This is a genomic window from Aeromonas sp. R2-1 (assembly GCF_040908425.1).
Lineage (GTDB): Bacteria > Pseudomonadota > Gammaproteobacteria > Enterobacterales > Aeromonadaceae > Aeromonas > Aeromonas caviae.
In genome coordinates this window covers 1-26,996 of sequence record NZ_JBFODR010000036.1, presented here as the reverse complement: position 1 = coordinate 26,996, position 26,996 = coordinate 1, and the positions used below count along the sequence as shown (strand labels likewise).

Genomic DNA, 26,996 nt, shown 5'->3' with positions numbered 1-26,996 from the left:
TAAAGCGCAGCAGAGGAACCTGAGTGCATATGTATACATGAGAGCGCCTGGCGACACATAAGCGAGCAGCATATGAGCCTTGGAAGCTGCCTCCCAGCAAGATCGTGGACAGGTTTCTAGCGGGTCATCTTCTTGACAAACACCACCACAAACAGTGCCAGCGTGAAGCTGCCGGTAAAGGCTTCGAAGGCGGCGAAGATCCGCGACAACCCCACCGGGGTGAAGTCCCCCTACCCCAGCGTGGTGAAGGTCACCACGCTGTAGTAGAGGCACTCCATCAGGAAGATGGCGTTCTGCTCCAGGGGGGCGTCCGGGCGATAGATGAGGTGGGTGCCCGCGAAGTTGAGGCCGCAGAAGAAGTAAAAAATGCTGCAGATGACGATGAGCAGCAGGGAGAAGAGCACCACCCGCATGGGGGCCTCGCCGTAGCCGCAGAAGAGATCCACTATCCAGGAGGCGAAGCGGCGGTAGGACCAGAACGGCATCTGCAGGCGGCGCATGGTGAGCTCCTGCTGGATGTAGCGACCGGACATGGTGAAGATGCCCTGGCCCTCGGAGGCCTTGCGCAGATCCCGGTAGGTCTCCTCCGCCTCCTTGAACCAGACGCGGGCCTGCGCCGGGTCCCGCTCGCGGCGCCCCTTTCTGTCCTGCATCAGCCGCTTGCCCGTCTCCAGGTTGTCGAGGCGGGTGTTCTTCCAGCGGATGCCGAGCAGGTTGACGTCGTCGAGGGTAGCGCAGTGGAGGTTCGCTTCGCTCAGATCGGCCTTCATCAGGCTGCCGCCCTTGATGCGAATGCCGTAGAGATGGGCACCTCGCAGGTTGGCGCGATAGAGGTTGCACTGCTCCAGCAAGAATCCCTCCGGACCCTGCCTGTTCACCAGGTTGAGATCCGCCAGCTCGGCGCGGGCCAGTTGCAGGCCGTGGCACAGGCCTCCCTGGCGCACATAGCGCTCCAGCGCCTCGGCGGTATCAGGGGTGTTGTGGGCCGCAGCGGGGTCGTGCCAGCGGCAGAGATCATGATCCCCTGCCTCTTCGGTGCAGTGGCGGCCATCGGCCACCAGGTATCGGCACATTGCCATGGTGTTGCCCCTCCCTTCCCTGAGTCAGTATCAGCATAGGTGAGGGGAGGAGGGGGGATATCAGCTGTGCTGATGATATTCCTGGCGCAGCTTGCGAAAACGTTCCTGCTGGGCGGGGTTGAGGGGGATACCCTCCAGCACCTCCAGGGTCTCCTTGCACTCGGCGCCAAACTCCGGGCTCTTGCGGTTCTTCTGCATGAGTTGCAGCAGCACCTGGATCTTGTTGAGGGCGGCGCCGGTATTGGCGGGCGCCCGGCGCAGGGCCTCGCGAAAGTGGCCGAGGGCCTGCTCCAGCTCCCCGGCCTGATAGGCCTTGATGCCCAGATCGTTGAGCTGCTGATAGCGCTGGCGCCGCTCCTGCACCGTCTTGTCATCCCGGGTCACCTGGATGCAGGTGGTGAGCAGCCGATCCTCATCCTCCGCCAGCAGGGATTGCAGGCTCTCGGCGTACTCGAACTCCCCGAGCTGATAGAGGGCGAGTATGGTCTCGCCAAGGAGGGCCGGAGGCATGGTGGCGGGCTCGTCCAGCCAGTTCTGGTTGGCGCGATAGAGCATCTTCTTGCCCTTGAGCAGCTCCCCCAGGGCGATGCGCACCCGGGCCTGGCAGATCTGCTCGAACACCGGGTAGTTGAACTCCGACATCATCAGGGAGTCGCGGATGCGCGACAGGGCGGAGTTGACCTGCTTTTGCAGGTTGGCGATGTGGTAGCCGTCGTTGCTGTTGAGGGCGTAGAGGGTAAGGGTCTGGATATAGGCCCCGAGATAATGGGGCGTGCGGTGGATCGAGTTGCGCGACAAGTCGATGAGGGCGAGCAGCACGTCCTTGGCCTGGGCGTAGTCGTGCCGTTGCAGGCACACCTCCGCCAGACGGCGGGAGAGCTGCACCGACTGGGGAGAGATGTCCACCGCCCGGCGCAGCTCCTGCTGGGCCTGCTCGTCATTGCCCAGCGCCAGCAGGGACTCCGCGAGCCAGAGGTAGGCCTCCACCATCAGGGGGGTGTGTTTCAGGGTGGCTTGCAGGTGGCTCACCGCCTCCTCGTGCAGACCCAGGGTATGGCACGCCTTGCCCAGGGTGAGGCGAGCCCAGCTGTTCTCCTGCCCCGCCAGCAGCTGGCGCATCAGGCTGCGGGCCTCCTTGGCCTGGCCCAGCTTGAGCTGGGTATCGGCCTGCAGGCAGCGGCAGAAGTTGGCAAAGCGGGGCACCGCGTCCGCCTGTTTGGCACAGGCCTCCACCAGGGCGGGCAGATCGTCCCGGGTGAGGGCGCTGAAGACGCTCTCCAGTGCCTGGCGACGGGCGAGGGCGCGTTTGAGGCGAAACGAGAACTGCTCCTGGGAGAAGGGCTTCATCAGGTATTCGTCGGGCTCGGCCTCCAGCGCGCTCAGCACCATGGCGCGGGAGCCGTCGCTGCTGACCATGATCACCACGCTCTGGGGCGGAATGAGTTGCTGATCCCGCAGGCTTTCCAGCAACTGGCGGCCGTTCTCGCCCGCCCCCAGCTCATAGTCGAGCAGATAGATGTCGAAGCTCTCTTTCTGGCAGCGGCGGCGCGCCTCGTCGGCGGAGTTGGTGTAGGTGATGCGGTTGATGCCGATGTTGATCAGCATCGCCTTCATCATCATCTGGAAGGAACGCTGTTCGTTGACCAGCAGGATGCGCTTGGGCTTGGGCTGGGGTTTCTTCTCGGGTACGGAGTCCGGTGTCTGCATCTGTCTGGCATCAAGGCGCTACGGGCTGGTGGGAGAAGTGTGCCACCAAAGTCCGCAGGCAGGCAATTGCACATGGGGAGGCCCCCCGGTTTTTCCCGCAGACCTTGGGTGAAAAAAAGGGTGTCTTGCCTTTGATCCTGGTCAAGGGAAGGCGAGTTGGCACTGGCAGGCGCTGTCCCGGCTTTTAGACTTGAAGAGCGTCAGCATGCGGGAGGCGGCAGAGGGCAGGGTGCCCGTCTGCTCCCTTGCCCGCTCACAAGGAGGGATCAGATGAGTTTGCTACCAAGTCGCACCAGCCTGTTTGATGATCTGTTCCACGACATGGCCTCCGGCTTCTACATCCGCCCCCTGCACGGGGACCCGTTGCCCAGCCAGATCAAGCTGGATCTGCGGGAGAGCGGGGATGACTACCTGCTGCAGGCGGAATTGCCCGGGGTGGCGAAGGAGGACATCCACGTGGACGTGCACGGCAAGCTGGTGACCCTGAAGGCGGAGATCCGCCAGTTTGACAGCCAGAACAAGGATGAACGGGCCCTGCGCAGCGAGCGCTACTATGGCAGCGTGTCGCGCAGCGTCGAGCTGCCGGTGGAGGTGTCGCCAGAGCAGGTGAGCGCCCGCTTTGACAACGGCATCCTCACCCTGCGCCTGCCCAAGCAGGCGGCCAGCCCAGCGCCCCACCGCATCCCCATCGAATAGGCTGTCAGTGAACGAGGCCCCGCACTGCGGGGCCTCGTCATTCAGGGCTGCTTGCGCACCAGATAGGGGGCAAACTCGGGGGTGTGGCTGGCGGCAAAGCCCGTGGCGGTCTTCTCGATGAGATAGACCGCCAGCTTGTGCTCCCTGGCAAAGGCCATCGCCCGCTCGGGACCCATCACCATGAGGGCGGTGTCGAGGGCATCGGCCTCCAGGGCCGTGGGGGTGATGACGGTGGCGGAGACCAGCTTGTGGGTCACGGGCTCGCCGGTGGCAGGATCGATGATGTGGGAGTAGCGCTTGCCGTCAAGCTCGTAATAGTTGCGATAGCTGCCGGCGGTGCTCACCGCCATGCCGTTCGGGGTCACCACGTCCTCGATGGCGCCCGGTCTGTCCGAGGGCTCGACGATGGCCACCCGCCAGGGATTGCCCTTGTCGTTGTGCCCCTTGCTGCGCACCGCCCCCGCCACCTCGATGAGGTAGTTGTGGACCCCTCTTTGCTCCAGCAGCCCGGCTATATCGTCGGAGGCCGCCCCCTCACCCAGGGTGGAGAGATCCAGATAGAGGTCTGGGATGGCCTTGCCGAGTAGGAAGTGATCCCCCTCGGGGGTCAGGGTGAGCTTGTCGATGCCGACCCGCTCCCGCGCCTTGGCGATCTGCTCTGCGCTGGGCCGCCTGACCGGGCGCTTGTCCGGCCCGAATCCCCACAGATTGACCAGGGGGCCCACGGTGACATCGAGACCCCCCCGGGTGAGGTGCCCGGCGTCAATGCCCTGTTGCACAATCTTCGCCATGGTGGCCGGGATGACCTGGGGGGGCTGCCCCGTTCCCTGATTGAAGCGGGAGATGAGGGAGCCCGGATCATAGGTGGAGATCTCCTTGTTCAGGCGTGCCAGCAGTGCCTCCACCTCCTGATGCAGTGCCCCCTGTCCGCCGGGGAAGGGGTCGCTCAGGGTCACCGCATAATAGGTGCCCATGGTATTGCCCTGGATGCGGGTCTGGGTCGGGGCCGGCTGGCAGGCGCCAAGCAGCAGGATCAGGGAGAGCAGCAGGGTGCGCGTCAGCGCAGGCGCAAAGGGGTACTTCATCTCTCATTCTCGCGGGAGTCATCGACGGGGGAGCAGCTTAGCCAACGGCTGCGGTGTTGGCGAGTGGCCGTGGGCGGGAAGGCCGCAAATAATTAAGCCAGACGGGGATGTGAGCAACCCGCTTTGGGCCCGGGGTCGGGAGAAAAGAAGTGACCGGGCCCGCAGGCTGGCCCAAAAGCCATCGTCCTTCGGCGACATTTGAATACAATGAAGATCGATCCTGACAGCATCTTTGCGGGTCGCGCTCACGGGGGCGAGATGCCTGTGCTGTCATCCTTCGTCAATCAAAGGAGAAAATGATGAAAAAGGTGTTAACCCTGCTGCTTCTTGGCTCCCTCGCCACCCCGGTCCTGGCCGACGAGTGCGCACTGGTGATCGAAGGCAATGACGCCATGCAGTACAACCAGACCGCGATGAGCGTGCCGGCCACCTGCAAGGAGGTGACGGTGACCCTCAATCACACGGGCAAGCTGCCGGTGGCCAACATGGGCCACAACTGGGTGCTGGCCAACACCGCCGACTATCAGGCTATCGCCACCGCCGGCATGAGCGCCGGGGTCGATCACGACTACCTGCCCAAGGATGACCCCAGGATCCTGGCCCACACCAAGTTGGTGGGGGGCGGCGAGAGCACCAGCGTCACCTTCAAGACCGACGGCCTGGCGGGCAAGGATCTCACCTTCTTCTGCTCCTTCCCGGGCCACTTCGCCCTGATGAAGGGGGCCTTCAAGGTCGGCTAGGCCGCCATGGCCTGACAGGAAAAAGCCGGGGTATCCCGGCTTTTTTGTGCCCGCTTGCCGTGGCATGCCAAGCTTTGGGCGTCCGCCTGGGGATGGCGTGCCCCGTTTCATGATCCGGCGCGGGGTGAGTGGGGGACGGAAGAGGGTAAGATAGGCGCCTTTCGGGCCTGATGCCCCCCCAAGAGGAACAGGTTGTCGTGAGAAACGCCATCAAATGGGTGCTCGGCTGTTGCCTGCTGTTGGTCTGCGCCATCGGGCTGGCCGCCGAGCCCCCGGTGAAGAAGAGCCGGAGCGGCATCTGCCACCCCAAGGGCAGCACCTACTACAGCCGCACCAGGCACTATACCCCCTATGACACCATGCAGGCCTGCCTCGACAGCGGGGGCCGTGCCCCCCGGCGTTAAACGGCGGCTTGCTTGGGCTGCAGGGTAAAGAAGGCGAGGGTGGTCTTCTTGCCGCACTCGAAGCGGATGCTCTCCTCCCCCTGCACCACCAGGGTCTCGCCCGGTGCGACCTGCTGTCCCTGCACGGTGAGCTGGCCCTCCAGCAGGTGGCAGAGGTAGCACTTGTCCGCCTCCAGGGTGAGGCTGAGGGGGAAGGGCAGGTTCAGCACCCGCACGTTGGCACTGATGCGCGCCGGGTGGTAGATGAGCCCGAGATCCGTCACCTCTTTTTTCAGCAGCTCGCAGCGGGTCTCGTCATCCCCGCTGAAGTGGGCCGCCTCGAAGGTGGCGTAGGGGTGGCCGTTGAGCACGAAACCGGCACCGCTGACGGGCAGCAGGATGCGCTGGTAGCCGGGAAAGCGGGAGAAACTCCCCGCTTCCTTGATGGGGGCCGAGCTCAGCCGGTAGTCAAAGTCGAGCTTGTCCAGGGTCGAACCAGGGGGGGAGATCAGGATCTGGGCCGTGGTGCCCTGCCTGTTCTTCCAGGGCATTTTCAACTGGTCGGACTCTTTAATCAGGGTGATCACGATGGCGCCTCGGCGGGAAGGGGAGAGTGGGGCCAGTGATACCATCTCCGGGAGTGGCTCACAAGGCGCCGCCAGCGCAGGCCGCGCTGGTTGACCACAAATCAGGCAGCGGACCCCCTGACGCTGACCCTAATCGGTCGACTCAAGCCCTTTTTCTATCTTGTCCAGCAGTTGCTGCAACTGCGCTATCTCCGCCGGCGTCAGCAGAGAACACAGCCGTTCGTCGAGCCGTGCGGCCTGCTGCTCCCCCTGGTTGACCCGCTCGCAGGCCAGCGGGGTCAAGGCCAGACAGATGCTGCGTCTGTCAGTGGGATGGGGCCGCTTCTCGATGAGCCCCTGTTTCTCCATCTCCTGCAGCAGGCGCGTCACCTGCGCCTTGTCGCGGCCCGACCGCTGCGCGATGAGCTGCGGCGTGGCGGGATCCAGCGCATGGATCAGTTGCAGCACCTTGTAATGGAGGGGGCTAAGGGCGATCTGCTGTGCCCGGAAATGCTGCGTCATGGCGATTTTGTACTGATCGAGGATCCGGAAGAGGCGGTTTGATAACTTCATGGTTGATAAAGTCAACTTAAAAGAGTTTAATTGATTTTATCAACCATATGGGCAAAAGCCCAGCCCGAGAGGAGATGAAAGATGCCACACACCTATCGTGTACAGGTCCAGGCGCTGGACCGCGAGGTGCCCCCGTTGCAGTTCGACTGCCAGAATCACGACGACATCTTTGCCATCCTGGCGCTCAGCAAGGGGAAGCTGGCCATGTCGGAGCAGGAACATCAGGCGTTTATCGTCGGGTTGAAGCTGTTTGGCGAAGTCATGATGCAGCATCGCAAAGAGGAGCTGTTCAAGGGGTTTCTCCCCCATTTCAAGCAATTCATGGGGCAACTGAAACGCACCGCCAGGGGAGAGGAGGCCGTGGTCGCCCCTTCCGAGTGACCTCCAGCCCTGACCCCAGGGGCGAGTGGTCCCGCCAGGATGCCTGATGCAAAGGAAACCCCGAGGTTGTGATCCCGGTGCTGTCAAAGCGGCGACGGCCCGCTACACTGGCAGCTCGTTTCACGGAGGACCCATGACCCACAAGATCATTCTGGATACTGATCCCGGCATCGACGATGCCATGGCCATTCTGTTTGCCGAGGCGCACCCCGCCATTGACCTGCTCGCCATCACCACGGTGTTTGGCAATGCCACCATCGAAAACGGCACCCGCAACGCCCTCTGGCTCAAACAAAAATATGGCATGAAGGCGGACGTGGCCCGGGGCGCCGCCGCGCCGCTGCTGCGCGAGCCCGTGGGGCCGACGACGGTGGTGCACGGCCCGAGCGGCTTTGGCGACGTCCAGGCGGGGGAGGTGACCCTCATCCCGGATCCCCGCCCGGCCTGGCAATACATCGTCGAGACGGTGAAGGCCCACCCCGGCGAGATCACGCTAGTGACCATCGGGCCCCTCACCAACCTGGCGCTGGCGCTCGAGGCGGCCCCCGAGGTAGCCGCCCTGGTGAAAGAAGTGGTCGTGATGGGCGGCGCCTTTGGCATCAACGGCCATCGCGGCAACGTGACCCCCTATGCCGAGGCCAATATCCACGACGATCCCGATGCGGCGGACCGGGTCTTCACCGCCCCCTGGCCCCTGGTGATCATCGGGCTTGACGTCACCCAGCAGAGTATCTTCACCGCCGACTATCTGGATGCCCTGCGGGACGATGCGGGGGAGCCGGGCCGCTTCCTGTGGGATGTCAGCCGCTTCTACCTGCGCTTCTATTCCGAGCGCATCGGCATGGCGGGGTGCCATGTGCACGATCCCTCCGCCATCGCCTATGTGATCGATCCTGCGCTGTTCACCCTGCGCAAGGGGCCGGTGCGGGTCATCACCGAGGGGCCCGCCATCGGCCATACCCTGCAAAAATTTGACGACACCCGCCATCCCCATGACGAGTGGGCCCACTGCCCGGCCCAGCAGGTCGGGGTCGCGGTGCGGGATCAGGCCCTGCTCGCCCTCTATCGGGATACCCTGGTGGCCTGGGGCAAGGGGCGCCGATAAGGCCCGGCAGTGAGTGAAAGCGTGATGGCGGCCGGGTCATGGTGAGGCGCCCCCGGTTATACTGGCGAACATCGGGTTGACGGGAGGAAGACGCAATGGCCTGGTTGTCTCTGTTGGTGGCGATAGCCCTGATCGGGTGGTTGATGACGCTGGGGCGCGGTGCCCTGTTCGAGGTCCGGCTCGCGCCGGGCAAGGTGGTGGTGAAGCGGGGCTCGGTGCCGCCGCGCTTTGTGACCCAGGCGACCCAGATCCTGCACCATGAGCCGGTGCGCGGGCGCATCCTGGGCCTGCGGGACGGCAACGGGGTGAGGCTGGTCTTCTCCCGCTCCATCCCCGAGCCCGTGGCCCAGCGCCTGCGCAACATCTTCCCCTACGGGGATTATCGGGGGCTCTCCCCAAGCCCTGACGGGCGAAAATCACGCTGAGCGGTCGCCGTGGCGACCCTCATTTCCAGACGCCGGGCCCTGTGCCCGGCGTCTGCGTTTTCAGCGTTTCGCCAGGAGGCCCTGTTGCGGTCAGCGCGGCCCTTGCAAGGGCCTGATCGCCTCGACCAGAAAGTCGATGAAGGCGCGGGTCTGGGGTTTGAGGAAGCGGCCGCCACGAAACACTGCGTGGATCTCGTCCTGGCGATCCTCGTAGGGGGAGGCGAGCCACTCTGGCAGCAGCGGCAGCAGGGTGCCCTCGTCGATGCTTTGCTGCACCATCCAGCTCGACAGCAGCAGCACGCCGCACCCCGCGAGGGCGGCGCAGAGCAGGGGCGTGCCCCCGACCGAGGCGAGGTTGCCCTGCACCGCCACCTTCTCGCGCTCCGTGCCCTGCTGGAAGTACCAGTGCTGGCGCTGGCGCCCATGGCCGCGAATGAGGCAGTTGTGGTGGGCCAGCTCGGCGGGATGGGCGGGTTCGCCATGGCGGGCCAGATAGGCGGGGGAGGCGACCAGCAGCGAGCGGTTGGTGAGCAGATGACGAGTGTGCAGGCTGCTGTCGGCGGGCTTGCCGATGCGCACTGCCACGTCCACGTTCTCGGCATCGAGATCCACCATGCGGTTGTCCAGCGCAACCTCCAGGCGCACCCCGGGGTAGCGGGCGAGGAAGTCGGGCAGGCGGGGAGAGAGCCAGGACGCGCCGAAGCTCTCGAACACCGAGACCCGCAGCGGCCCCTCTGGCGCCACCGAGAGGGGTTGCAGGGATTGCACCAGCTGATCCGCCTCCTCCAGCAGGGGCAGGGAGCGGGTGAGAAAATAGGCGCCCTGCTCGGTCAGCACCAGTTGGCGGGTGCTGCGCTTGAAGAGCGGGATCCCGAGCTGCTGCTCCAGGGCGTCGATGGCACGGGTCACGGAGGAGGGGGCCTGGTTGAGGGCGCGGGCGGCACGGGAGAAACTGCCCGATTCCACCACCTGGGCCAGGATGCGGATGCGATCCAGCATGGATTCACCTTTGCGATAAACGCAAAACTGTTGCAGGTTATGACGATATTCTAATCAACAATGAAAAAGTGAACAATCAGCTCACCGCCCCATCCGGGGTCCATCACAGGAGTCTTGCCATGTCACACCGTATCCAGCTCGCCAACCAGGTGCCCGCCGCCGTCTCGGCCATGATGGGCCTTGAGTCCTACCTCGGGGGCACCGACATTCCCCTGTCGCTCAAGGAGCTCATCAAGTTGCGCGCCTCCATGATCAACGGTTGCGCCTACTGCATCGAGATGCACGCCGACGTGGCGATGAAGCACGGGGAGAGCGCCCAGCGTCTGCTGGCGCTGGCCGCCTGGCAGGAGTCGCCGCTGTTCGACGCCCGGGAGCGGGCGGTGCTGGCCCTGACCGACGAGGTGACCCTGATCGCCGACAAGGGGCTCACGGCGCAGACCTATGAGGCGGCGCTGGCCCAACTGGGGGAAACCCTGCTGGCCCAGTGCCTGATGCAGGTGGTCACCATCAACGCCTGGAACCGGATCGCCGTGGCGACCCAGATGGAACACGATCACTCCTGACACCGGACCTCGAGGGAGGGAGAGAAAACGATTGTCAACGGGCCCGCACAAGGGCCCGTTTTGTTACGAAGTGTGCCTTCTGGCGCCAGGGGTTGCGACCGTTGTCGGGGGGCGGGAAGTTAATCATACATTTGTTTGATTAATTATTTTTTTAATCTTCCCCGAAAAATACCCATCCAGATCAAGGTGTGGAAAAATGACCTGTGAGTCGAAAAGGGGCTGTATGGCTCTTTTTTGATCGCAATGGTGGGTTAAAAACAGACCAGATGGATCTTTTTGGTTAATTGGTGGTCACTTTTGGTGGCGCGAGAGATTAACGGAAGATGAATTGCCGCGGTGTAACTTGAATAAATTGGTCATTGTCAAGGGATTAACATCTGATACCGCTTTCCATCACCTTTTGAACATTTTTGGGATTAATTTTTCATGTTGTTCACATGCCGGTCTGATGCAATAAAATGCTGCATTTTTTTATACCAATAAGCCTTCAAAAGATGAGGACATTGCATGAGACTCTTTGATGTGAAGAGGGGCTTGGGCGCTTTGCTGCTGCTCGCGACCGCCAGCTTGCTGAGTGGCTGCGACATGGCACTGATGAGCCCCAAGGGGCAGGTCGGTATGGAGCAGAAGTCACTGATACTCACCGCACTCGGTTTGATGCTGATTGTGGTGGTGCCCGTGATTGTCATGGCGGTGGCGTTCGCCTACAAATACCGGGCGTCCAACACCAGTGCCACCTATGCGCCGGACTGGGCCCACTCCAACAAGATTGAGGCAGTCGTCTGGACTGTACCCGTCATCATCATCGTCATCCTGGCGGTGATCACCTGGAAAACTTCCCACTCCCTCGACCCCTACAAGCCGCTGGAATCGGACGTCAAACCGGTTCAGGTGGATGTCATTTCCCTGGACTGGAAGTGGTTGTTCGTCTATCCAGAGCTGGGCATTGCATCGGTCAACGAACTGGCCTTCCCGGTCAACACCCCGGTCAACTTCCGGGTGACCTCCGACACCGTGATGAACTCCTTCTTCATCCCGCAACTGGGCGGCCAGATCTACGCCATGGCCGGCATGCAGACCAAGCTGCACCTGATTGCCAACGAGGCGGGCGAGTACAAGGGCATCTCCGGCGGTTACAGCGGTGCCGGTTTCTCCGGCATGAAGTTCAAGGCCATCGCGACCCAGGACCAAGCCGGTTTCGACGCCTGGGTAGCCAAGGTGAAGGCCTCTTCCAAGGCCCTGAGCACCATGGATGAGTTCAATGCCCTGGCCAAGAAGAGCGAAAACCACCCGGTGGAGTACTTCGCCAGCGCCGATCCCAAGCTGTTCGTCAACATCATCAACAAGTTCATGGGCGGCATGTCCCATGGTGGTCACGCCACCCCGGCTGCGGGCTCCGCGGATCACGAGGGCATGAACCACGAGGCCATGAACCATGACGCCGCCCCGAAAGCGGGTGCCATGGACCACGAAGGGATGAACCATGAGGCCTTGCAAGAGGACGCCATGGAGAACCAGGCCATGAACCATGACGCCCATGCCGGACACATGGCCATGTCGGCCGACAAGAGTGTGAAAGCAGGATCCGAGGAATAATCGATGTTTGGAAAATTGACACTCGAGGCTATTCCGTACCATGAACCCATCATCATGGTCACGATAGCCGGTATCATTCTGGGGGGCCTGGCCATCGCCGGTCTCATCACTTACTACGGCAAGTGGCAATATCTGTGGAAAGAGTGGCTGACCTCGGTCGACCACAAACGCCTCGGTATCATGTATCTCATTCTGGGCATGGTCATGCTGCTGCGTGGCTTTGCCGACGCCGTGCTGATGCGTGGCCAGCAGGTCATCGCCTCCGGGGGTGGCGAAGGCTACCTGAACGCCCATCACTACGACCAGATTTTCACCGCCCACGGCGTCATCATGATCTTCTTCGTGGCCATGCCGCTGGTGATCGGTCTGATGAACATCGTGGTACCGCTGCAAATCGGTGCCCGTGATGTGGCCTTCCCCTTCCTGAACAACCTGAGCTTCTGGTTCACTGCCGCGGCCGTGGTGCTGATCAACGTCTCCCTCGGGGTCGGTGAATTCGCCCAGACCGGCTGGCTGGCCTATCCGCCCTTGTCGGGGCTGGAGTTCAGTCCCGGGGTCGGGGTCGATTACTGGATATGGAGTCTGCAGATTTCGGGTCTGGGGACCCTGCTGACCGGCGTGAACTTCTTCGCCACCATCATCCGCATGCGTGCCCCTGGCATGACCATGATGCGCCTGCCGGTCTTCACCTGGACCGCCCTGTGTGCCAACATCCTGATCATCGCCTCCTTCCCGATCCTGACCGTCACCATCGCCCTGCTCACCGCAGACCGCTACCTGGGTACCCATTTCTTTACCAATGACATGGGTGGCAACATGATGATGTACATCAACCTGATCTGGGCCTGGGGTCACCCCGAGGTGTACATCCTGGTGCTGCCGGTGTTCGGGATCTTCTCCGAAGTGGTGGCGACCTTCTGCAAGAAGAAGCTGTTCGGTTACACCTCCCTGGTGTGGGCAACCGTAGCGATCACCGTGCTGTCGTTCATCGTCTGGCTGCACCACTTCTTCACCATGGGGTCCGGCGCCAACGTGAATGCCTTCTTCGGCATCACCACCATGATCATCTCCATCCCGACCGGGGTGAAGATCTTCAACTGGCTGTTCACCATGTACCGCGGTCGCATCGAGTTCACCTCGCCCATGCTGTGGACCGTCGGCTTCATCATCACCTTCACCGTGGGTGGCATGACCGGGGTACTGCTCTCCGTGCCGGCCGCCAACTTCGTGCTGCACAACAGCCTGTTCCTCATCGCCCACTTCCACAACGTCATCATCGGCGGCGTGGTGTTCGGCTGCTTCGCCGGTATCACCTACTGGTTCCCGAAAGCGTTCGGCTTCAAGCTGGATGACGTCTGGGGCAAGCGTGCCTTCTGGTGCTGGATCACCGGCTTCTTCGTGGCCTTCATGCCGCTCTACGTGCTGGGCTTCATGGGCATGACCCGTCGTGTCAGCCAGAACATCGATCCCGAGTTCCACGGCTGGCTGGTGGTCGCCGCCTGCGGCGCCGGTCTGATTGCCCTGGGCGTGCTGTGCCAGGTCATCCAGATCGTGGTCAGCATCCGCGACCGCGAGAAGAACCGCGACCTGACCGGCGATCCCTGGGGTGGCCGTACCCTGGAGTGGGCGACGTCCTCTCCGCCGCCGTTCTACAACTTCGCCATCGAGCCGAAGGTCACCGGTCTGGACGCCTTCTGGGAAGCCAAGGCTGACGGCAGCGCTTACAAGAAGCCTGCCCAGTATGCCCCCATCCACATGCCGAAGAACTCCGGTGCCGGTGTCATCATCGCCGCCTTCAGCGTGGTGTTCGGCTTTGCCATGATCTGGCACATCTGGTGGATGGCCATCGCCGGCTTCATCGGCATGATCGCCACCTGGATCATCCACAGCTTCAACGACGATGTGGACTACTACGTACAGGTTGACGAGATCGAGCGCATCGAAGGTCAGCATTTCGACAACATCAACAAGGTGGCTTAATTCCATGGCGACTGACGTACTACATCACTCTCACGGTGCCCATGAGGATGGGCACCACGATGCCGGTGCCACCAAGGTATTCGGTTTCTGGATCTACCTGATGAGTGACTGCATCCTGTTCGCGACCCTGTTCGCGACCTATGCGGTCCTGGTCAACGGCACTGCCGGCGGCCCCACCGGCAAGGACATCTTCGAACTGCCGTTCGTGTTCGCCGAAACCATGCTGCTGCTGCTGAGCTCCATCACCTTCGGGTTCGGCATGCTGGCCATGAACAAGAACAAGGTCGCGGCGGTCAACACCTGGCTGTTCGTCACCTTCCTGCTGGGTGCCGGCTTCATCGCGATGGAAATCTACGAGTTCCATCACCTGATCGTGCACGAGGCGGGCCCGGATCGCAGCGGCTTCCTCTCTGCCTTCTTCACCCTGGTGGGGACCCACGGTATCCACGTGACCAGCGGCCTTGTCTGGATCATCGTGATGATGGTGTCGATCACCAAGAAGGGGCTGACCGAGCGCAACCGCACTCGCCTGATGTGCCTGAGCCTGTTCTGGCACTTCCTCGACGTGGTATGGATCTGCGTCTTCACCGTGGTCTATCTGATGGGGGTCATGTAAATGAGTCATTCCGTTGACAATCACGGCGCCAGCCACGGCAGCGTCAAGTCCTACATGATCGGTTTCGTGCTGTCACTCATCCTGACCGCCGTGCCGTTCTGGATGGTGATGGACGGCTCCGCCTCCCACGCCGTGGTGCTCGGCACCGTGGTGGCCATGGCGGTGGTGCAGATCTTCGTACACCTGGTCTACTTCCTGCACATGAACACCTCCTCCGAGGAGCGCTGGAACCTGGTGGCACTGGTCTTTACCGTGCTCATCATCGCCATCGTGGTCGTGGGTTCCCTGTGGATCATGTACAACCTCAACATCAACATGATGGTTCACTGAGCGGGTTGATGATGATGAAGCAATACCTGCAAGTGACCAAGCCGGGCATCATCTTCGGCAACCTCATCTCGGTTATCGGGGGATTCCTGCTGGCCTCGAAGGGGAGCCTGGATGTGCCCCTGTTCATCCTGACCATGGTGGGGGTGTCACTGGTGGTGGCCTCCGGTTGCGTGTTCAACAACTACATCGACCGGGACATCGACTGCATCATGGAGCGCACCAAGAACCGCGCCCTGGTGCGGGGGCTCATCGCCCCCGGTGTCTCCCTCTGGTATGCGACGGCGCTGGGCGTTGCGGGCATTGCACTGCTCTACTTTGCGGCCAATCCGTTGGCCGCCTTGCTGGCGGTGCTGGGCTTCCTGGTTTATGTGGGGGTCTACAGCCTCTACATGAAGCGCCACTCGGTCTATGGCACCCTGGTCGGCAGCCTCTCCGGCGCCGCGCCGCCGGTCATCGGCTACTGCGCGGTGAGCGGGCAGTTCGACTCGGGGGCCCTGATCCTGCTGGCGATCTTCAGCCTGTGGCAGATGCCGCACTCCTATGCGATCGCCATCTTCCGCTTCAAGGACTACCAGGCTGCCAACATCCCGGTGTTGCCGGTGGTGAAGGGGATCCCGGTGGCCAAGCTCCACATCACCCTCTACATCCTGGCGTTCATGGTGCCGACCCTGATGCTGTTCCTCGGCGGCTACGCCGGTTACAAGTATCTGGTGGTGGCCACCGCGGTGAGCGTCTGGTGGCTGGGGATGGCGCTGTCGGGCTACAAGGCGGCGGTGGACGACTCCCTCTGGGCGCGCAAGCTGTTCATGTTCTCCATCGTCACCATTACTTGCCTGAGCGTGATGATGTCGGTGGACTTCCAGCCGGACGCAGCGCCGGTGCTGGTGAGCATGCTGCCCTGATAGTGTGAACTGCACCCCTGAAATGCATGAAATCCAGAGCCGGGAATCTTCCCGGCTCTGCTATTATGGGCGCCGCCCTGCGAGGGGCATCGCCGATTTTTCGGGGGCGGCCGGGCGCCTGTCACCCCTTTCTTTCTCTCTTCTTTATGACTCATCGAGGCCCTCATGAATGATTTCACCATGACGAGGGGCGAGCGACGCGCGACCTGGGCGCTCGGCTCCGTCTTCTCGCTGCGCATGCTCGGCATGTTTATGGTGCTGCCGGTGCTGACCACCTACGGCATGTCCCTGGCGGGCGCCTCCGAGGCGCTCATCGGGCTTGCCATCGGCATCTACGGCATGACCCAGGCCCTGTTCCAGATCCCCTTCGGCCTGCTCTCCGACAAGGTGGGGCGCAAGCCCCTCATCGTCGGCGGCCTGCTGATGTTTGCCCTTGGCAGCGTCATCGCCGCCCTGAGCGACGCCATCTGGGGGGTCATCGTCGGGCGCGCCCTGCAAGGGAGCGGCGCCATCTCCGCCGCCGTCATGGCGCTCCTGTCGGATCTCACCCGGGAGCAGAATCGCACCAAGGCCATGGCCTTCATCGGGGTGAGCTTTGGCATCACCTTCGCCATCGCCATGGTGACCGGCCCCCTCATCACCCATGCCCTGGGCTTGTCCGGCCTCTTCTGGCTCATCGCCCTGCTGGCCCTGGCCGCCATCGCCATGGTGCTCTGGGTGGTGCCGACCCCGGCGGCCCACCTGCAAAATCGCGAGTCCGCCATGGTGCGAGGCAGCTTTCGTACCGTGCTCACCAACCCTCGCCTGCTCAAGCTCAACCTCGGTATCCTCTGCGTCCACACCCTGCTGATGTCGAGCTTCGTGGCCCTGCCGCCCCTGCTGGAACGTGCGGGCCTGCCCCGTGACAGCCAGTGGCAGGCCTATCTGGTCACCATGCTGATCGCCTTCGTGAGCGTGGTGCCCTTCATCATCTATGCCGAGAAGCACCGCCAGATGAAGCGGGTCTTCATCGGGTGCGTGGTGGTGATGCTGGCCGCCGAGCTGGTGCTCTGGCAGAGCGGCCAGCAGTTGTGGGGTCTGCTCGCCGGGTTGCAGCTCTTCTTCATCGGCTTCAACGTGATGGAGGCGCTGCTGCCGTCTCTCATCAGCAAGGAGTCTCCGCCGGGCTACAAGGGCACCGCCATGGGGGTCTACTCCACCAGTCAGTTCCTCGGGGTCGCCATCGGCGGCAGTCTCGGCGGCCTGCTCTACAGCCTGGGGGGCGGCCCCCTGGTGTTTGGCGGTTGTGCCGCACTGGCCCTCGCCTGGCTCGGGGTGAGCCTCACCATGGCCGAGCCCCCCTATGTGAGCAGCCTGCGCATCGTGCTGCCGGAAGGGGTCGAGGCCACCCCGGCCCTGGAGCAGCGGATCCGCGCCTGCGAGGGGGTAAGCGACGTGCTGCTGGTGCGCGAGGAGCACTCCCTCTACGTGAAGGTGGACAGCAAGCGCCTGACCCGCAGCGATCTGGAGCGGCTGGTCTCGTTGTGATGGCTGGCTGCGCGGGGCGGCGCAGAGCGCGGGCTGATGGGCGGCTGCTATGCTGAGATCCTCACTCACAGGAGGAACCTCTGATGTCATACGTGGACGGATTCGTGCTCGCCGTGCCGACGGCCAACAAGCAGGCCCTGATCGATCATGCGGGGCAGTTTGACCCCATCTTCCTCGAATACGGCGCCACCCGGGTGCTGGAGTGCTGGGGGGACGATGTGCCCCACGGCAAGCAGACCGACTTTTACCGGGCGGTGGCGGCCAGGGAGGATGAAACCGTGGTCTTCTCCTGGGTGGAGTGGCCGAGCAAGGCGGTGCGGGACGACGCCATGGGCAAGATGATGCAGGACCCCAGGATGGACCCCGCCAATCCCCTGCACCAGACCATGCCGTTTGATGGCGCCCGCATGATTTTCGGAGGCTTCAACACCGTGCTGGAGCTCAAGGGCTGAGACCGGCCATCGGGGCTTCACCCTGGTGGCCGGAGCGCAAGGGCCGATAGCAACACCCAGGCCCGTCAGATGATGAAAAAGCCCGCCAGCCGGCGGGCTTTTTGCTGGGCGTTATCTCATGGTCGCTCTCCATGAGGGATGTTCAGCCCGGGCGCCAGAAGGGCTTGTCCCCGAGAATGGTGGCCCTGTGCATCACCCGGCGGGCCGGCAGGTAGTCGGCATTGGCATAGTGCTGGGTCACCCTGTTGTCCCAGATGGCGATGTCGTTCTCCTGCCAGCGCCAGCGCACCTGAAACTCGGGGCGGGTGATGTGCTCGAACAGAAAGCCGAGCAGGGCCTCGCTCTCTTTGGGGGGCAGCCCGGTCAGCCGGGTGGTGAACCCCTCGTTGACGAACAAGGCCTGACGGCCGCTGACCGGATGGGTGCGGATCACCGGGTGGCGCAGGGGCGGGTGACGGGCCACGGCCGCCTGCCAGCGCTGGCGCGCGTCTTCGCTGTCATCATGGCGATGGGCCGGGAAGGACTTGGTGAAGTTATGCTCGGCTTCCAGCCCTGCCAGCAGGGTTTGCAGGGGCGGCGAGAGGGCCGCCAGCGCCGCGATGCCGCTGGCCCAGAGGGTGTCCCCCCCGGTGGGGGGCAACTGCTTGGCCGCCAGAATGGCCAGTGCCGGGGGCGTCTCGATAAAGGTCACGTCGGTGTGCCAGTTGTCGTTGTCCGGCGGATTGTCGTCGTGGGTATCGAGCACGATGATCTCCTCGGCCTCCTCCGTGTGGGGGTAGACGGGGTGGATGTGCAGATCCCCGAAGCGGTTCGCCAGCGCCCGCTGGGCTCGCGGGGTGATGGGCTGGTTGCGAAAGAACAGCACCTGGTATTTGAGCAGGGCGCGATGGAGCTGCTCGAACTGCCCCTGGCTCAGGGGCTCGGCCAGATTGACGCCAGCGATGACGGCGCCGATGTGGGGGCCGAGGGGGGTAATGGTCAACTTGTCGGTCATGGTCTTGCTCCATGTCTGGGGGCGTGAAGGCCCGATACCAATAGGAAAGGGAGGCGAAGAATAGCGGTCAGCCTGTGGCTCATTGTCCTTCTCCATGCCAGGGAGTGAGCTTGCGCTGCAGGGCGCGCAGGCCCAGTTCCAGTACGAAGGCGATCAGGGCGATCACCAGGATGCCCGCCAGCACCACGTCGGTGGCGAGAAACTCGCCAGCGGATTGCACCATGAAGCCCACCCCCCGGGTGGCGGCGATAAGCTCGGCCGCCACCAGGGTGGACCAGCCCACCCCGAGCCCGATGCGCAGCCCGGTCAGGATGTCCGGCAGGGCGCCGGGCAGGATCACGTGCCAGAGCACCTGGGACCGGGATGCGCCCAGCGCCTGTGCTGCCCGCACTCGCACCGCGTTGGCGCTCTGCACCCCCGCCAGGGTCGCCAGGGCCACGGGCGCGAAGATGGCCAGATAGATGAGCAGTACCTTGGAGGTCTCGCCGATGCCAAACCAGATCACCATGAGTGGCAGGTAGGCGAGCGGCGGCACCGGGCGGTAGAGCTCGATGAGGGGATCCAGCACGCCGCGCACTGTGGGGGAGAGCCCCATGGCGATGCCCACCGTGATGCCAAAGAACGCCGCGGCAGCGAGCGCCACCAGGATGCGCCCCAGGCTGGCCCCCAGGTGTTGCCACAGGGTGGCATCCATAAAGCCCGTAGGGCCTGCGATGGTGATGAGCTGTGCCAACACCCGCTGTGGGGGCGGCAGGAACAGGGGGTCGACCCAGCCGAAGTAGGCCACCAGCCACCACAGGGCCAGCAGCACGAGCAGGGTGGCGAGGCTCAGGGTCAGGCGGCGGGACAGGGGCCAGCCCGCTGCCCGTGCGTGGGTGAGATTCCGTTGCCGGGCGAGGGCGAGGGTCATGCGAAGGCCTCCCGCTCTGCGAACACCCGTTCCAGCACGTATTCACGGCGCTCGATGAAGGCCGGATCGGACTTGATGCTGCGGCAGGGCTCCCCGGCGGCGAAGCGGCGACCGAAATCCAGGGTCAGCCGCTCCGTCACCCGCCCGGGAGAGGGGGAGAGCAGCACCAGATCGGTGGCCATGAAGATGGCCTCCTCGATGTCGTGGGTGATGAGCAGCACCTGACGCCGGTGCTCGTGCCACAGGCGCAGCAGCAGAGTCTGCATCTGCTCCCGTGTGAAGGCATCCAGGGCGCCGAAGGGCTCGTCCAGCAGGAGCAGGCGGGGCTGGGTGGCCAGGGCCCGGGCGATGCCGACCCGCTGGCGCTGGCCGCCGGAGAGCTGCCAGATGGCGCGATCGCCGGCCCCCTCCAGCCCCACCTGACGCAGCAGTGCCTGGGCCTGTTCGGTGCGCTCGGCACTGGGTACGCCCGCCAGCTGCAGGCCGAGGGCCACGTTGTCTCGCACGTTGCGCCAGGGCAGCAGCCCCTCGCTCTGGAACACCACGCCGCGCTCGGCGCCGGGGCCGGTGACCGGCTTGCCCTCAAGGCTTATCTGGCCGTGGTGGCAAGGCTCGAAGCCCGCCACCAGGTTGAGGAGGGTCGTTTTGCCCGAGCCCGAGGGCCCCAGCACCACCATCAGCTCCCCCTCGGACAGGGAGAGGTTGATGTTGTCGAGCACCCGCCTGCCGGCGTACTCGGCGGACACATGAGAGAGCTGCAGCATGGTCGTCTCCTTGGATTTACTGGGCCACGGCTTTCACGAAGCGATCGGTCACGAACTGGCGGTAGTCCGAGGCGGCGTTCGCGACCTTGCCCTGGCTCTCGAGGAAGCGGGCGGTGTCGATGATGGTCTGGTTGACGAGGCGCCCGAGCTCGGCGCTCTGGGCCTTCGCATCGAGGTAGGTGTTGCCCTTCACCAGCGCGGGAACGTCCGCCTCGGGAACGCCGCTCAGTTTGGCCAGCTTGGCGAGGTTGTCCGGCTTGGTGAGCCAGCCGTCGGGGTTGGCCAGGTAGTCGCGCTGGGCGGCCAGGGTGCTGTTCACGAAGGCCTGCACCACTTCGGGGTGGGCCTTGGCAAAGTCCTTGCGCACCACCCAGACGTCCAGGGTCGGCGCCCCCCAGTCACCCACCTGGGCGGAGTCGGTCAGCACCTTGCCCTCCTTGGTGAGCTGGTTGAGGGCGGGGGCCCAGACATAGGCGCCGTCGATGTCGCCCCGCTGCCAGGCGGCGATGATGGCCGGTGGTTGCAGGTTGACGATCTGCAGCGTCGCGGGGTCGACGTTCCAGTGCTTGAGGGCCGCCAGCAGGCTGTAGTGAGTGGTGGAGGTATAGGGCACGGCGATGCGCTTGCCCGCGAGATCCTCGGGTTTCGCGAGCCCCTGCTTCACCACCAGGGCCTCGGACTCCCCGAGCTTGGAGGCGAGCAGGAACACCTCGATGGGCAGGTTCTGGCTCGCCGCCACTGCCAGGGGGCTGGAGCCGATGTTGCCTATCTGCACGTCGCCGGAGGCAAGCGCCCGTACCACGCTGGCGCCGCTGTCAAACTTGCGCCAATCCACGGTGGCGCCGCTCTCCCTGGCGAAGCTGTTGTCGGCTTGGGCTACCTTGGCAGGTTCGGCGGAGGTCTGGTAGGCCACGGTGACGTCGAGGGCCTGGGCGGACTGGCCGAGCAGCATGGAGGCCGCGAGCCACAGAGAGATGCCTTTTGCTGTCATGATGCACTTCCTTGTTGGGGGTGTTGGAAGCCACATCTTTATCTGAACATCCCCGGGGGCGAAGGAACGAGAAGGGTGTTCTCATGCCGTTTGGTTCTTAGAAAAAGAACGGTAAATCAATGATCTGATTGAGATATGCCAGAAAGTGGATAGCTTGCTCACCCGCCGTCTATCGGGTGGCTGGCGCAAGGGGCCAAGGGCCAGCCCCCAGGGGCCAGCAGGTGCGTGCAGGGGCCAGCCACCAGGGGGCGCAGTGACTGGCAGGGGGAAGAGAGGAAAAGGCCCCGCCAGGGTGGCGGGGCCGGGGGATCAGCGCTCCACCAGCGGGGCCGAGCGGTAGCTCCACAGGCCGTAGGTACGCAGGGCGTCCCGGTAGATGCCAAGCAGTTCCTCCGGGCTTGCCTTGGCCAGGGCCGAGAGGGGCTTGTCCGGGTAGGCGACGCTGTCGATGCGGATGTTCGCCGGGCCGCTCTGCCAACAGGCGATTTCCAGCAGGGTCTGGCCCCGGCGCACATGGCTCGCCGAGCTCACCAGGGTGGCGAACTCAATCTCGTGGCGGGCGAGGGCATAGCCGCTGTAGAGGGCGTTCTCCACCGTGCTGGTGGCGTAGTTCTCCTCGATGATACGGGAGCGGTCGATGCCCTTTTTCGCCAGCCAGTCCGCCATCAGCTTGCCCTCGGTCTGGCGGTTCTGGGGCACGCCGCCGGTGAGGATGACGAGGGCTGCCGGATCGGCCTGGGCCAGGGCGCGGGTGGTCTCGAGGCGTCCCAGCAGGATCTCGTGCATGGAGCCATCGGGATTGAGGGCATAGCCCAGGGTGACGATGGCGCGGCGCCCCTTCTTCTCGCCCCGTCCCTGACGCTCCTTGAGGGGGGTGGCGACCACCCTGTCCACGGTGGCGAACAGCCGCTGCAAGTCGGCGGCGCGACCGGCATTGAGCTCGCCGACCCGCTTGAGGTAGCCATCGGATTTGGCCTGGTTGCCCTTGAAGCGCTGCCAGGTGGCCAGATAGGTGTTGATGTCCAGATCGTCCGGGGCGGCGGTGAGGGCCTGCTCGAACAGGGCGATGGCCCTGTCCACGTTGCCGTTGTAGATCTGGGCGTTGGCCGCCGAGATGAGCAGATCGGTGCGATAGGGCTCGAGCTGGTGGGCCTCCAGCAGGAGGGTAGTCACCTGCTCCATGTTGCTCGGCATCTTGGCGGTGAAGCCCGCATCGGAGACCCGGGCAGGGGAGTGGAAGATGCGGGCGGCGTCTGCCAGCAGCTGATCCACCACCTGGCGCTTGCTGATGAACTGCTCGTAATTCTGCTCCTTTTGCAGGGAGCGCACCGGGGCGGCCCAGGCATCGGATGAGACAACGAGCGGCAGCGTCAGCAGGCTGGTGAGGGTCAGGGCAATCGCGGTTTTCTTCATCATGGGGCTCCCTGTGGGGTGCGGGGCGCGATGTCGTGGCTCGTCCCCTGAATGCTTTTCCAATAAAAACAGATGCTTGGTTTGCTGCCTACTCTACTCCCTTCCCGATGAAAAAAACGTGAACCGTTCCGGTTATCCCGATGCCCCCCTCAGCGCAGCCCCAGACGTTCCTGCAGGAAGGCCAGCCAGGCCTCCACCTTGGCGGGCAGGTGGCGGCGCTTGGGATAGACGCACCAGATGCCGTGCTCGGGCAGGGCATGGTCTGGCAGGACGGGCACCAGCCGCCCGATGGCGAGATCCCGCGCCACGATGAAGTCCGGCATGTTGCCGATGCCAAGCCCCGCCAGCAGCGCGGTGTGGATGGCATCGCTGTTGTTGACCTCGAAATTGCCCCTGGGGGTGATGGCCACCTCTCCTTCGGGCCCGTGCAGCCGCCACTGGGTGCCGCCGCGAAACAGGGAGTAGAAGAGGCAGTTGTGGCGCTCGAGATCCGCCGGGGTGCGGGGCGTGCCGGCCTGCGCCAGGTAGGCGGGGGCGGCGCACAGGGTGCTGAGACAGGGGGCGAGGCGGCGGGCGACCAGGCTCGAATCCTCCAGCTCGCCGATGCGCACCGCCACGTCGAACCCCTCGGCCACCAGATCCTGCCGGGCGTCGCTCATCTCCAGCTGCAACTGCACCTCGGGGTGAAGGGCGAGAAACTCGGGGACAAGGGGGGCGATGTGGCGCCGGCCATAGACCATGGGCACCGTCACCCGCAGCAGGCCGCGGGGGGCCGATTGCAGGGCGCCGATGGCATCTTCCCCGTCGCTGGCCAGGCGTACTGCATGGCGCACCGTCTCGAAGTAGCGCTCCCCCGCCTCGGTGAGGGTGAGGGAGCGGGTGGTGCGATAGAGGAGCTGGCAGCCGAGGGCCTGCTCGAGCTGGCTCACCTTCTTGCTCAGCACCGACTTGCTGAGACCGAGCTGACGGGCGGCGCCGGAGAAGGTGCCCGACTCCACCACGGCGACGAAGGCGGGGAGCAGGGCGAAGGCTTCCTGGTTCATGTTGTTCTCGATATGGAAACAATGTTGTTCCATGAGGGTAGATTATCCCCAAATCAAAAACAATTTACCCTGCTCGTCAGTTCAACCAAGGAGCAACCCCATGATCCCCCCGCTTGTTGACCGCGGCCCCGGCCGCCCCGCCCTCGGCCAGACACTTGGCCAGACCCTGGGTGCCCTGGCCGCCTTCGCCGCCGGCCTGCTGCTGGCGCTGATGATCGCCCAGAACGGCGCCCTGTCCCGCGCCACCGACCCCTGGCTCGCGAGCTGGCTGGCCCACGGGGTCGGCAGCCTGGTGGCCGGGCTCCTGTGGTGGCTCTCTCCAAGGCCCCCGACGCCGGAGGCGGCCCCGCCCTGGGCCTGGCTCGGCGGTCTGCCGGGGGCGCTCACCGTGGTGCTGGCGGCCCTCTGCCTCAACTCGCCCCTCGGCATGGCGGGCACCCTGGCCCTGCTGCTGCTCGGCCAGCTGCTGTTTGGTGCCCTGTGCGATGGCCTAGGCTGGCTCGGACTGGCTCGCCGCCGCCCCTCTGGGAAGGACGCGCTCGCCGCCCTGCTGGTGCTGGCCGGCGCCCTGCTCATCGTGCTGCATTAGGAGAGACACCATGACCCTCTTGATCCTGCTGGGACTGCTGAACGGCGTGGCGGTGAGCCTGTCGCGCACCCTCAATGGCCGTCTCGCCAGCGCCCGGGGCGCCATGACGGCGTCCCTTGCCAACCACCTGCTCGGCTTCGGGCTGCTCGGCGCCCTGCTCATCCTCAAAGGGGCACCCTGGGAGCGGCTCGCCGGGCTCGATCCCTGGCTGCTGCTCGGCGGGGTGCTGGGGGCGCTGTTCGTCGCCATCAGCAGTTGGGCCATCGGCCGGATCGGCGCCCTGGCCTGCGCCCTGCTCATCGTCACGGGCCAGCTGGCGGGGGGCGCCCTGCTCGATGCCCTGGCCGGACGGCTGGCCGCGAGCGATCTGCTCGGCATCCTGCTGGTGCTGGCGGGGGCTGCGCTGCAACGTTGGCAGGGCGGCAAGTCGCGCTCCCGAGGGTGAGTGGGGCGGTGATGGCCTGGGTAAACCGGCAGGGATGACAAGAGCGTCGCCCTGCCTGGATGCCAAAGGCGGCTCGCCTGCCGGATCACGGCCCTGGCGGAAGGGAAAAAGGCAAAGGAATAGGAGAGAGGAAGAGAGAGGAAGGAATAGGAGAACAAACGAAGCGAGGCCACCCGCGAGCCGGGGCCAGCCCCAAAAGCAGAACACCGGCACTAGGCCGGTGTTCTGAAGTAACAGGGTCGCGCCCCTGCTCGGGGCGTCGCGGCCATACGCAGCTTAGGCGTAGAAGGCCTCGACGGTGCCCTTGACGGTGATCAGCATGGGGTTGCCGTAGCGATCCTTGGCCTTGGGGGAGGGGATCTTCACCCAACCTTCGCTGATGCAGTACTCCTCGACATTGGTGCGCTCCTTGCCGTTCACGCGAATGCCGATCTCGTGCTCGAAACACTCCGCCACATGGTGCGGGCTGCGCGGGTTGGCCGCCAGACGGTCGGGCAGTGCAGGTTTGTTGTCGCTCATGGTCATTACCTGTTGTGGATGCAAAGTGCGCCATTGTAGACAATGGCCCCGCCGGGCTCAAGGCAGCGTCTGCGCAGCCTTGAGAATCTGTGATGAGGTCGGTCAGGAGGCGCGCCAGGCCTTGATCCTGCCATAGGTGGTGCCAGCCAGAGTGACAAGAAACATGACGACATAGCTTAAGAGCGGCGGGTCGAAATAGAGATCCTCCGGCAGGCTGCAAAGATAGAGGAAGGCAACCGCCAGAAGCGGTGTCAACAGAAGCTGGATAAGTGTTCTTGTCATGGGGCGATTCACTTATTGGATGCGAAATATGGATGAGCAGGTGCTTGTCGCGAGCCTTTCGCTGCGTTAATCAGCCATGCCAGTTGGTGTAATTCAACAATGGGTCTGAATCGCCCCTACTTTCCTAGACACCTCAAGAGCCTCAAACTGAGGTCAATCAGGAGGTGTTATGAGCAAGCAGCAACGTTACACGGAAGAATTCAAACTGGCCGCCGTCAAGCAGGTGACTGAGCGCCATTACCCAGTGGCAGAGGTCGCTGAGCGACTTGGTGTTTCCAGCCACAGTCTTTACGCCTGGATCAGGCGCTACAGCCAGCCCGCCGTGCAGCAACAGCATGACTCCAGCCAGCAAGCCGAAATTCGGCGCCTCAAGGCTGAACTGCGCCGCGTCACCGATGAGCGAGATATCTTAAAAAAGGCCGCCGCGTACTTTGCCAAGCTGTCAGGGTAAGGTACGCCTTCATCCGGGTGCACGCGTCCACACATCCCATCCGCCGACTGTGTCGGATGATGAATGTCCACCCGAGCGGTTATTACGCCTGGCAGCACCAGCCTTTATCTGCCCGCGCACTTGAAGACCAACGCCTCCTGGGCCAGATCAAGCAATGTTGGCTAGAAAGCGGGGGCGTCTATGGCTATCGCAAGATCCGGGATGACCTGCGAGAGATGGGCGAGACCTGTGGGAAACACCGGGTGGCGCGATTAATGCGTCATGAAGGTTTGCGTTCACAAACCGGTTATCGTCGCCGTCCCGGTCATTATGGTGGCCGGCCAACGGTGGTTGCACCGAATCATCTTGAACGCCAGTTCGATGTGACTGAGCCAAATAAGGTCTGGGTAACGGACATCACTTATATTCGAACCCATGAAGGCTGGCTCTATCTGGCCGCGGTATTGGATTTGTTTTCACGACAAGTCATTGGTTGGTCAATGGGGCCACGGATCGACCGAGAGTTGGCCATCAGCGCGTTACTGATGGCAGTGTGGCGACGGCGACCCGAGCAGGAAGTGCTGGTTCATTCTGACCAAGGGAGCCAGTTTAGCAGCTATGACTGGCAGGATTTTTTGCGGGAGCACCGGCTCAAGGCCAGCATGAGCAGACGTGGCAATTGCCATGATAACGCGGTGGCGGAGAGTTTCTTCCAACTCCTCAAACGCGAGCGGATCCGACGTAAAACCTATGCAGATCGGGAGGAGGCCCGGCAGGATGTGTTCGATTACATTGAAATGTTTTACAACCCCAAGCGTCGGCACAGTTTCAACAATGGGCTATCGCCAGTAGAGTGTGAAAAGCAATATTTCGAACGGCTCAAAAGTGTCTAGAGAAGCCGGGGCGATTCA

The 26,996-nt window shown here is 63.7% G+C and carries 29 protein-coding genes and 2 pseudogenes; 17 read left to right on the top strand and 14 right to left on the bottom strand.

Features of this window, described 5'->3' with window-relative positions:
- Window positions 1-116: 116 nt before the first annotated feature.
- Together AB5Y80_RS13440 and AB5Y80_RS13435 are read right to left on the bottom strand one after the other, a co-directional pair.
- Window positions 117-1,079, bottom strand: a pseudogene (locus AB5Y80_RS13440) (ion channel).
- A 60-nt stretch (window positions 1,080-1,139) separates the two neighbouring features.
- Window positions 1,140-2,786, bottom strand: coding sequence for a response regulator (locus tag AB5Y80_RS13435; protein ID WP_042014219.1), 1,647 nt, complete (start codon window positions 2,784-2,786; stop codon window positions 1,140-1,142).
- Window positions 2,787-3,056: 270 nt separating this feature from the next.
- Here AB5Y80_RS13435 and AB5Y80_RS13430 point away from each other — a divergent pair, with 270 nt between their 5' ends.
- On the top strand, window positions 3,057-3,482 hold the full coding sequence (locus AB5Y80_RS13430) for an Hsp20/alpha crystallin family protein (RefSeq protein ID WP_039039212.1): 426 nt from the start codon (window positions 3,057-3,059) through the stop codon (window positions 3,480-3,482).
- A gap of 41 nt (window positions 3,483-3,523) precedes the next feature.
- Here the strand turns inward: AB5Y80_RS13430 and AB5Y80_RS13425 are convergent, their stop codons facing one another.
- A complete protein-coding gene (locus AB5Y80_RS13425) occupies window positions 3,524-4,567 on the bottom strand; it encodes an FAD:protein FMN transferase (RefSeq protein WP_368173048.1) in 1,044 nt (347 codons plus the stop codon).
- A 299-nt stretch (window positions 4,568-4,866) separates the two neighbouring features.
- Here AB5Y80_RS13425 and azu point away from each other — a divergent pair, with 299 nt between their 5' ends.
- A complete protein-coding gene (azu, locus tag AB5Y80_RS13420) occupies window positions 4,867-5,307 on the top strand; it encodes an azurin (RefSeq protein ID WP_161653018.1) in 441 nt (146 codons plus the stop codon).
- Window positions 5,308-5,504: 197 nt separating this feature from the next.
- Complete coding sequence (locus AB5Y80_RS13415) at window positions 5,505-5,711, top strand: hypothetical protein (RefSeq protein WP_368173047.1); 207 nt, start codon at window positions 5,505-5,507, stop codon at window positions 5,709-5,711.
- On the opposite strand, the gene AB5Y80_RS13410 is transcribed toward AB5Y80_RS13415, so the two are convergent.
- Complete coding sequence (locus AB5Y80_RS13410; RefSeq protein ID WP_029314060.1) at window positions 5,708-6,277, bottom strand: HutD family protein; 570 nt, start codon at window positions 6,275-6,277, stop codon at window positions 5,708-5,710. The genes AB5Y80_RS13415 and AB5Y80_RS13410 overlap by 4 nt on opposite strands.
- Before the next feature lie 129 nt (window positions 6,278-6,406).
- Window positions 6,407-6,829: a MarR family winged helix-turn-helix transcriptional regulator gene (locus tag AB5Y80_RS13405; protein ID WP_052258799.1), complete on the bottom strand. Its 423-nt coding sequence runs from the start codon at window positions 6,827-6,829 to the stop codon at window positions 6,407-6,409.
- 81 nt (window positions 6,830-6,910) lie between these two features.
- On the opposite strand from AB5Y80_RS13405, the gene AB5Y80_RS13400 reads away from it, so the two are divergent.
- The 3 genes from AB5Y80_RS13400 to AB5Y80_RS13390 all read left to right on the top strand — a co-directional run bounded on the left by AB5Y80_RS13400 (window position 6,911) and on the right by AB5Y80_RS13390 (window position 8,740).
- Complete coding sequence (locus AB5Y80_RS13400) at window positions 6,911-7,210, top strand: DUF3861 domain-containing protein (RefSeq protein WP_042014216.1); 300 nt, start codon at window positions 6,911-6,913, stop codon at window positions 7,208-7,210.
- Between the two features lie 133 nt (window positions 7,211-7,343).
- Complete coding sequence (locus AB5Y80_RS13395; protein WP_302098217.1) at window positions 7,344-8,315, top strand: nucleoside hydrolase; 972 nt, start codon at window positions 7,344-7,346, stop codon at window positions 8,313-8,315.
- 95 nt (window positions 8,316-8,410) lie between these two features.
- Complete coding sequence (locus tag AB5Y80_RS13390; RefSeq protein WP_039039207.1) at window positions 8,411-8,740, top strand: DUF3634 family protein; 330 nt, start codon at window positions 8,411-8,413, stop codon at window positions 8,738-8,740.
- A 90-nt stretch (window positions 8,741-8,830) separates the two neighbouring features.
- Here the strand turns inward: AB5Y80_RS13390 and AB5Y80_RS13385 are convergent, their stop codons facing one another.
- Entirely contained in the window at window positions 8,831-9,739 is a 909-nt protein-coding gene (locus AB5Y80_RS13385; RefSeq protein WP_048208026.1) for a LysR family transcriptional regulator, read from the bottom strand.
- A 119-nt stretch (window positions 9,740-9,858) separates the two neighbouring features.
- Here AB5Y80_RS13385 and AB5Y80_RS13380 point away from each other — a divergent pair, with 119 nt between their 5' ends.
- From AB5Y80_RS13380 to AB5Y80_RS13345, 8 genes and pseudogenes are all read left to right on the top strand, one after another.
- Window positions 9,859-10,302, top strand: coding sequence for a carboxymuconolactone decarboxylase family protein (locus AB5Y80_RS13380; protein WP_201893533.1), 444 nt, complete (start codon window positions 9,859-9,861; stop codon window positions 10,300-10,302).
- A 507-nt stretch (window positions 10,303-10,809) separates the two neighbouring features.
- Complete coding sequence (gene cyoA, locus AB5Y80_RS13375; RefSeq protein WP_201893534.1) at window positions 10,810-11,898, top strand: cytochrome o ubiquinol oxidase subunit II; 1,089 nt, start codon at window positions 10,810-10,812, stop codon at window positions 11,896-11,898.
- 3 nt (window positions 11,899-11,901) lie between these two features.
- On the top strand, window positions 11,902-13,878 hold the full coding sequence (gene cyoB, locus AB5Y80_RS13370) for a cytochrome o ubiquinol oxidase subunit I (RefSeq protein WP_041211612.1): 1,977 nt from the start codon (window positions 11,902-11,904) through the stop codon (window positions 13,876-13,878).
- Window positions 13,847-14,494: pseudogene (locus tag AB5Y80_RS13365) on the top strand (cytochrome o ubiquinol oxidase subunit III); the annotation flags it as partial. The gene cyoB and the pseudogene AB5Y80_RS13365, both read left to right, overlap by 32 nt.
- Complete coding sequence (locus AB5Y80_RS13360) at window positions 14,495-14,824, top strand: cytochrome o ubiquinol oxidase subunit IV (protein WP_010673684.1); 330 nt, start codon at window positions 14,495-14,497, stop codon at window positions 14,822-14,824.
- A gap of 8 nt (window positions 14,825-14,832) precedes the next feature.
- Complete coding sequence (gene cyoE / locus AB5Y80_RS13355) at window positions 14,833-15,726, top strand: heme o synthase (RefSeq protein ID WP_010673685.1); 894 nt, start codon at window positions 14,833-14,835, stop codon at window positions 15,724-15,726.
- Window positions 15,727-15,891: 165 nt separating this feature from the next.
- Window positions 15,892-17,253, top strand: coding sequence for an MFS transporter (locus AB5Y80_RS13350; RefSeq protein WP_041213223.1), 1,362 nt, complete (start codon window positions 15,892-15,894; stop codon window positions 17,251-17,253).
- 83 nt (window positions 17,254-17,336) lie between these two features.
- Entirely contained in the window at window positions 17,337-17,705 is a 369-nt protein-coding gene (locus tag AB5Y80_RS13345) for a DUF1428 domain-containing protein (RefSeq protein ID WP_139736972.1), read from the top strand.
- Between the two features lie 142 nt (window positions 17,706-17,847).
- Here the strand turns inward: AB5Y80_RS13345 and tauD are convergent, their stop codons facing one another.
- From tauD to AB5Y80_RS13315, 6 genes are all read right to left on the bottom strand, one after another.
- On the bottom strand, window positions 17,848-18,699 hold the full coding sequence (gene tauD / locus AB5Y80_RS13340) for a taurine dioxygenase (protein ID WP_201890242.1): 852 nt from the start codon (window positions 18,697-18,699) through the stop codon (window positions 17,848-17,850).
- A 79-nt stretch (window positions 18,700-18,778) separates the two neighbouring features.
- The gene (gene tauC / locus AB5Y80_RS13335; RefSeq protein ID WP_201890243.1) at window positions 18,779-19,609 is read right to left on the bottom strand and encodes a taurine ABC transporter permease TauC; all 831 of its coding nucleotides are present in this window, start codon (window positions 19,607-19,609) and stop codon (window positions 18,779-18,781) included.
- Complete coding sequence (gene tauB / locus AB5Y80_RS13330; protein ID WP_042014207.1) at window positions 19,606-20,373, bottom strand: taurine ABC transporter ATP-binding subunit; 768 nt, start codon at window positions 20,371-20,373, stop codon at window positions 19,606-19,608. Before tauB ends, tauC begins: the two co-directional genes overlap by 4 nt.
- Window positions 20,374-20,389: 16 nt before the next feature.
- Window positions 20,390-21,364: a taurine ABC transporter substrate-binding protein gene (gene tauA, locus AB5Y80_RS13325; RefSeq protein WP_042014206.1), complete on the bottom strand. Its 975-nt coding sequence runs from the start codon at window positions 21,362-21,364 to the stop codon at window positions 20,390-20,392.
- A gap of 309 nt (window positions 21,365-21,673) precedes the next feature.
- Window positions 21,674-22,777 (bottom strand): ElyC/SanA/YdcF family protein, encoded by a 1,104-nt coding sequence (locus tag AB5Y80_RS13320; protein WP_042881567.1) that lies wholly within the window; start codon window positions 22,775-22,777, stop codon window positions 21,674-21,676.
- A gap of 149 nt (window positions 22,778-22,926) precedes the next feature.
- Window positions 22,927-23,853, bottom strand: a complete 927-nt coding sequence (locus AB5Y80_RS13315; protein WP_233265288.1) for a LysR family transcriptional regulator — start codon at window positions 23,851-23,853, stop codon at window positions 22,927-22,929.
- 67 nt (window positions 23,854-23,920) lie between these two features.
- Here AB5Y80_RS13315 and AB5Y80_RS13310 point away from each other — a divergent pair, with 67 nt between their 5' ends.
- Both AB5Y80_RS13310 and AB5Y80_RS13305 read left to right on the top strand, forming a co-directional pair.
- Window positions 23,921-24,409, top strand: a complete 489-nt coding sequence (locus AB5Y80_RS13310) for a DMT family transporter (protein ID WP_104454450.1) — start codon at window positions 23,921-23,923, stop codon at window positions 24,407-24,409.
- A 10-nt stretch (window positions 24,410-24,419) separates the two neighbouring features.
- Window positions 24,420-24,854, top strand: coding sequence for a DMT family transporter (locus AB5Y80_RS13305; RefSeq protein WP_045524056.1), 435 nt, complete (start codon window positions 24,420-24,422; stop codon window positions 24,852-24,854).
- A 276-nt stretch (window positions 24,855-25,130) separates the two neighbouring features.
- Here AB5Y80_RS13305 and AB5Y80_RS13300 read toward each other — a convergent pair whose 3' ends face one another.
- Window positions 25,131-25,373 (bottom strand): DUF3297 family protein, encoded by a 243-nt coding sequence (locus AB5Y80_RS13300; RefSeq protein WP_010673692.1) that lies wholly within the window; start codon window positions 25,371-25,373, stop codon window positions 25,131-25,133.
- 102 nt (window positions 25,374-25,475) lie between these two features.
- Window positions 25,476-25,655, bottom strand: a complete 180-nt coding sequence (locus AB5Y80_RS13295) for a hypothetical protein (protein ID WP_048208021.1) — start codon at window positions 25,653-25,655, stop codon at window positions 25,476-25,478.
- Between the two features lie 169 nt (window positions 25,656-25,824).
- Here AB5Y80_RS13295 and AB5Y80_RS13290 point away from each other — a divergent pair.
- Window positions 25,825-26,978 (top strand): IS3-like element ISAeca4 family transposase gene (locus AB5Y80_RS13290; protein WP_139739419.1). Its coding sequence is split into 2 segments (ribosomal slippage): window positions 25,825-26,062 and window positions 26,062-26,978, totalling 1,155 coding nucleotides; the frame shifts between segments, so codons are not numbered across the junction.
- Window positions 26,979-26,996: the final 18 nt, after the last annotated feature.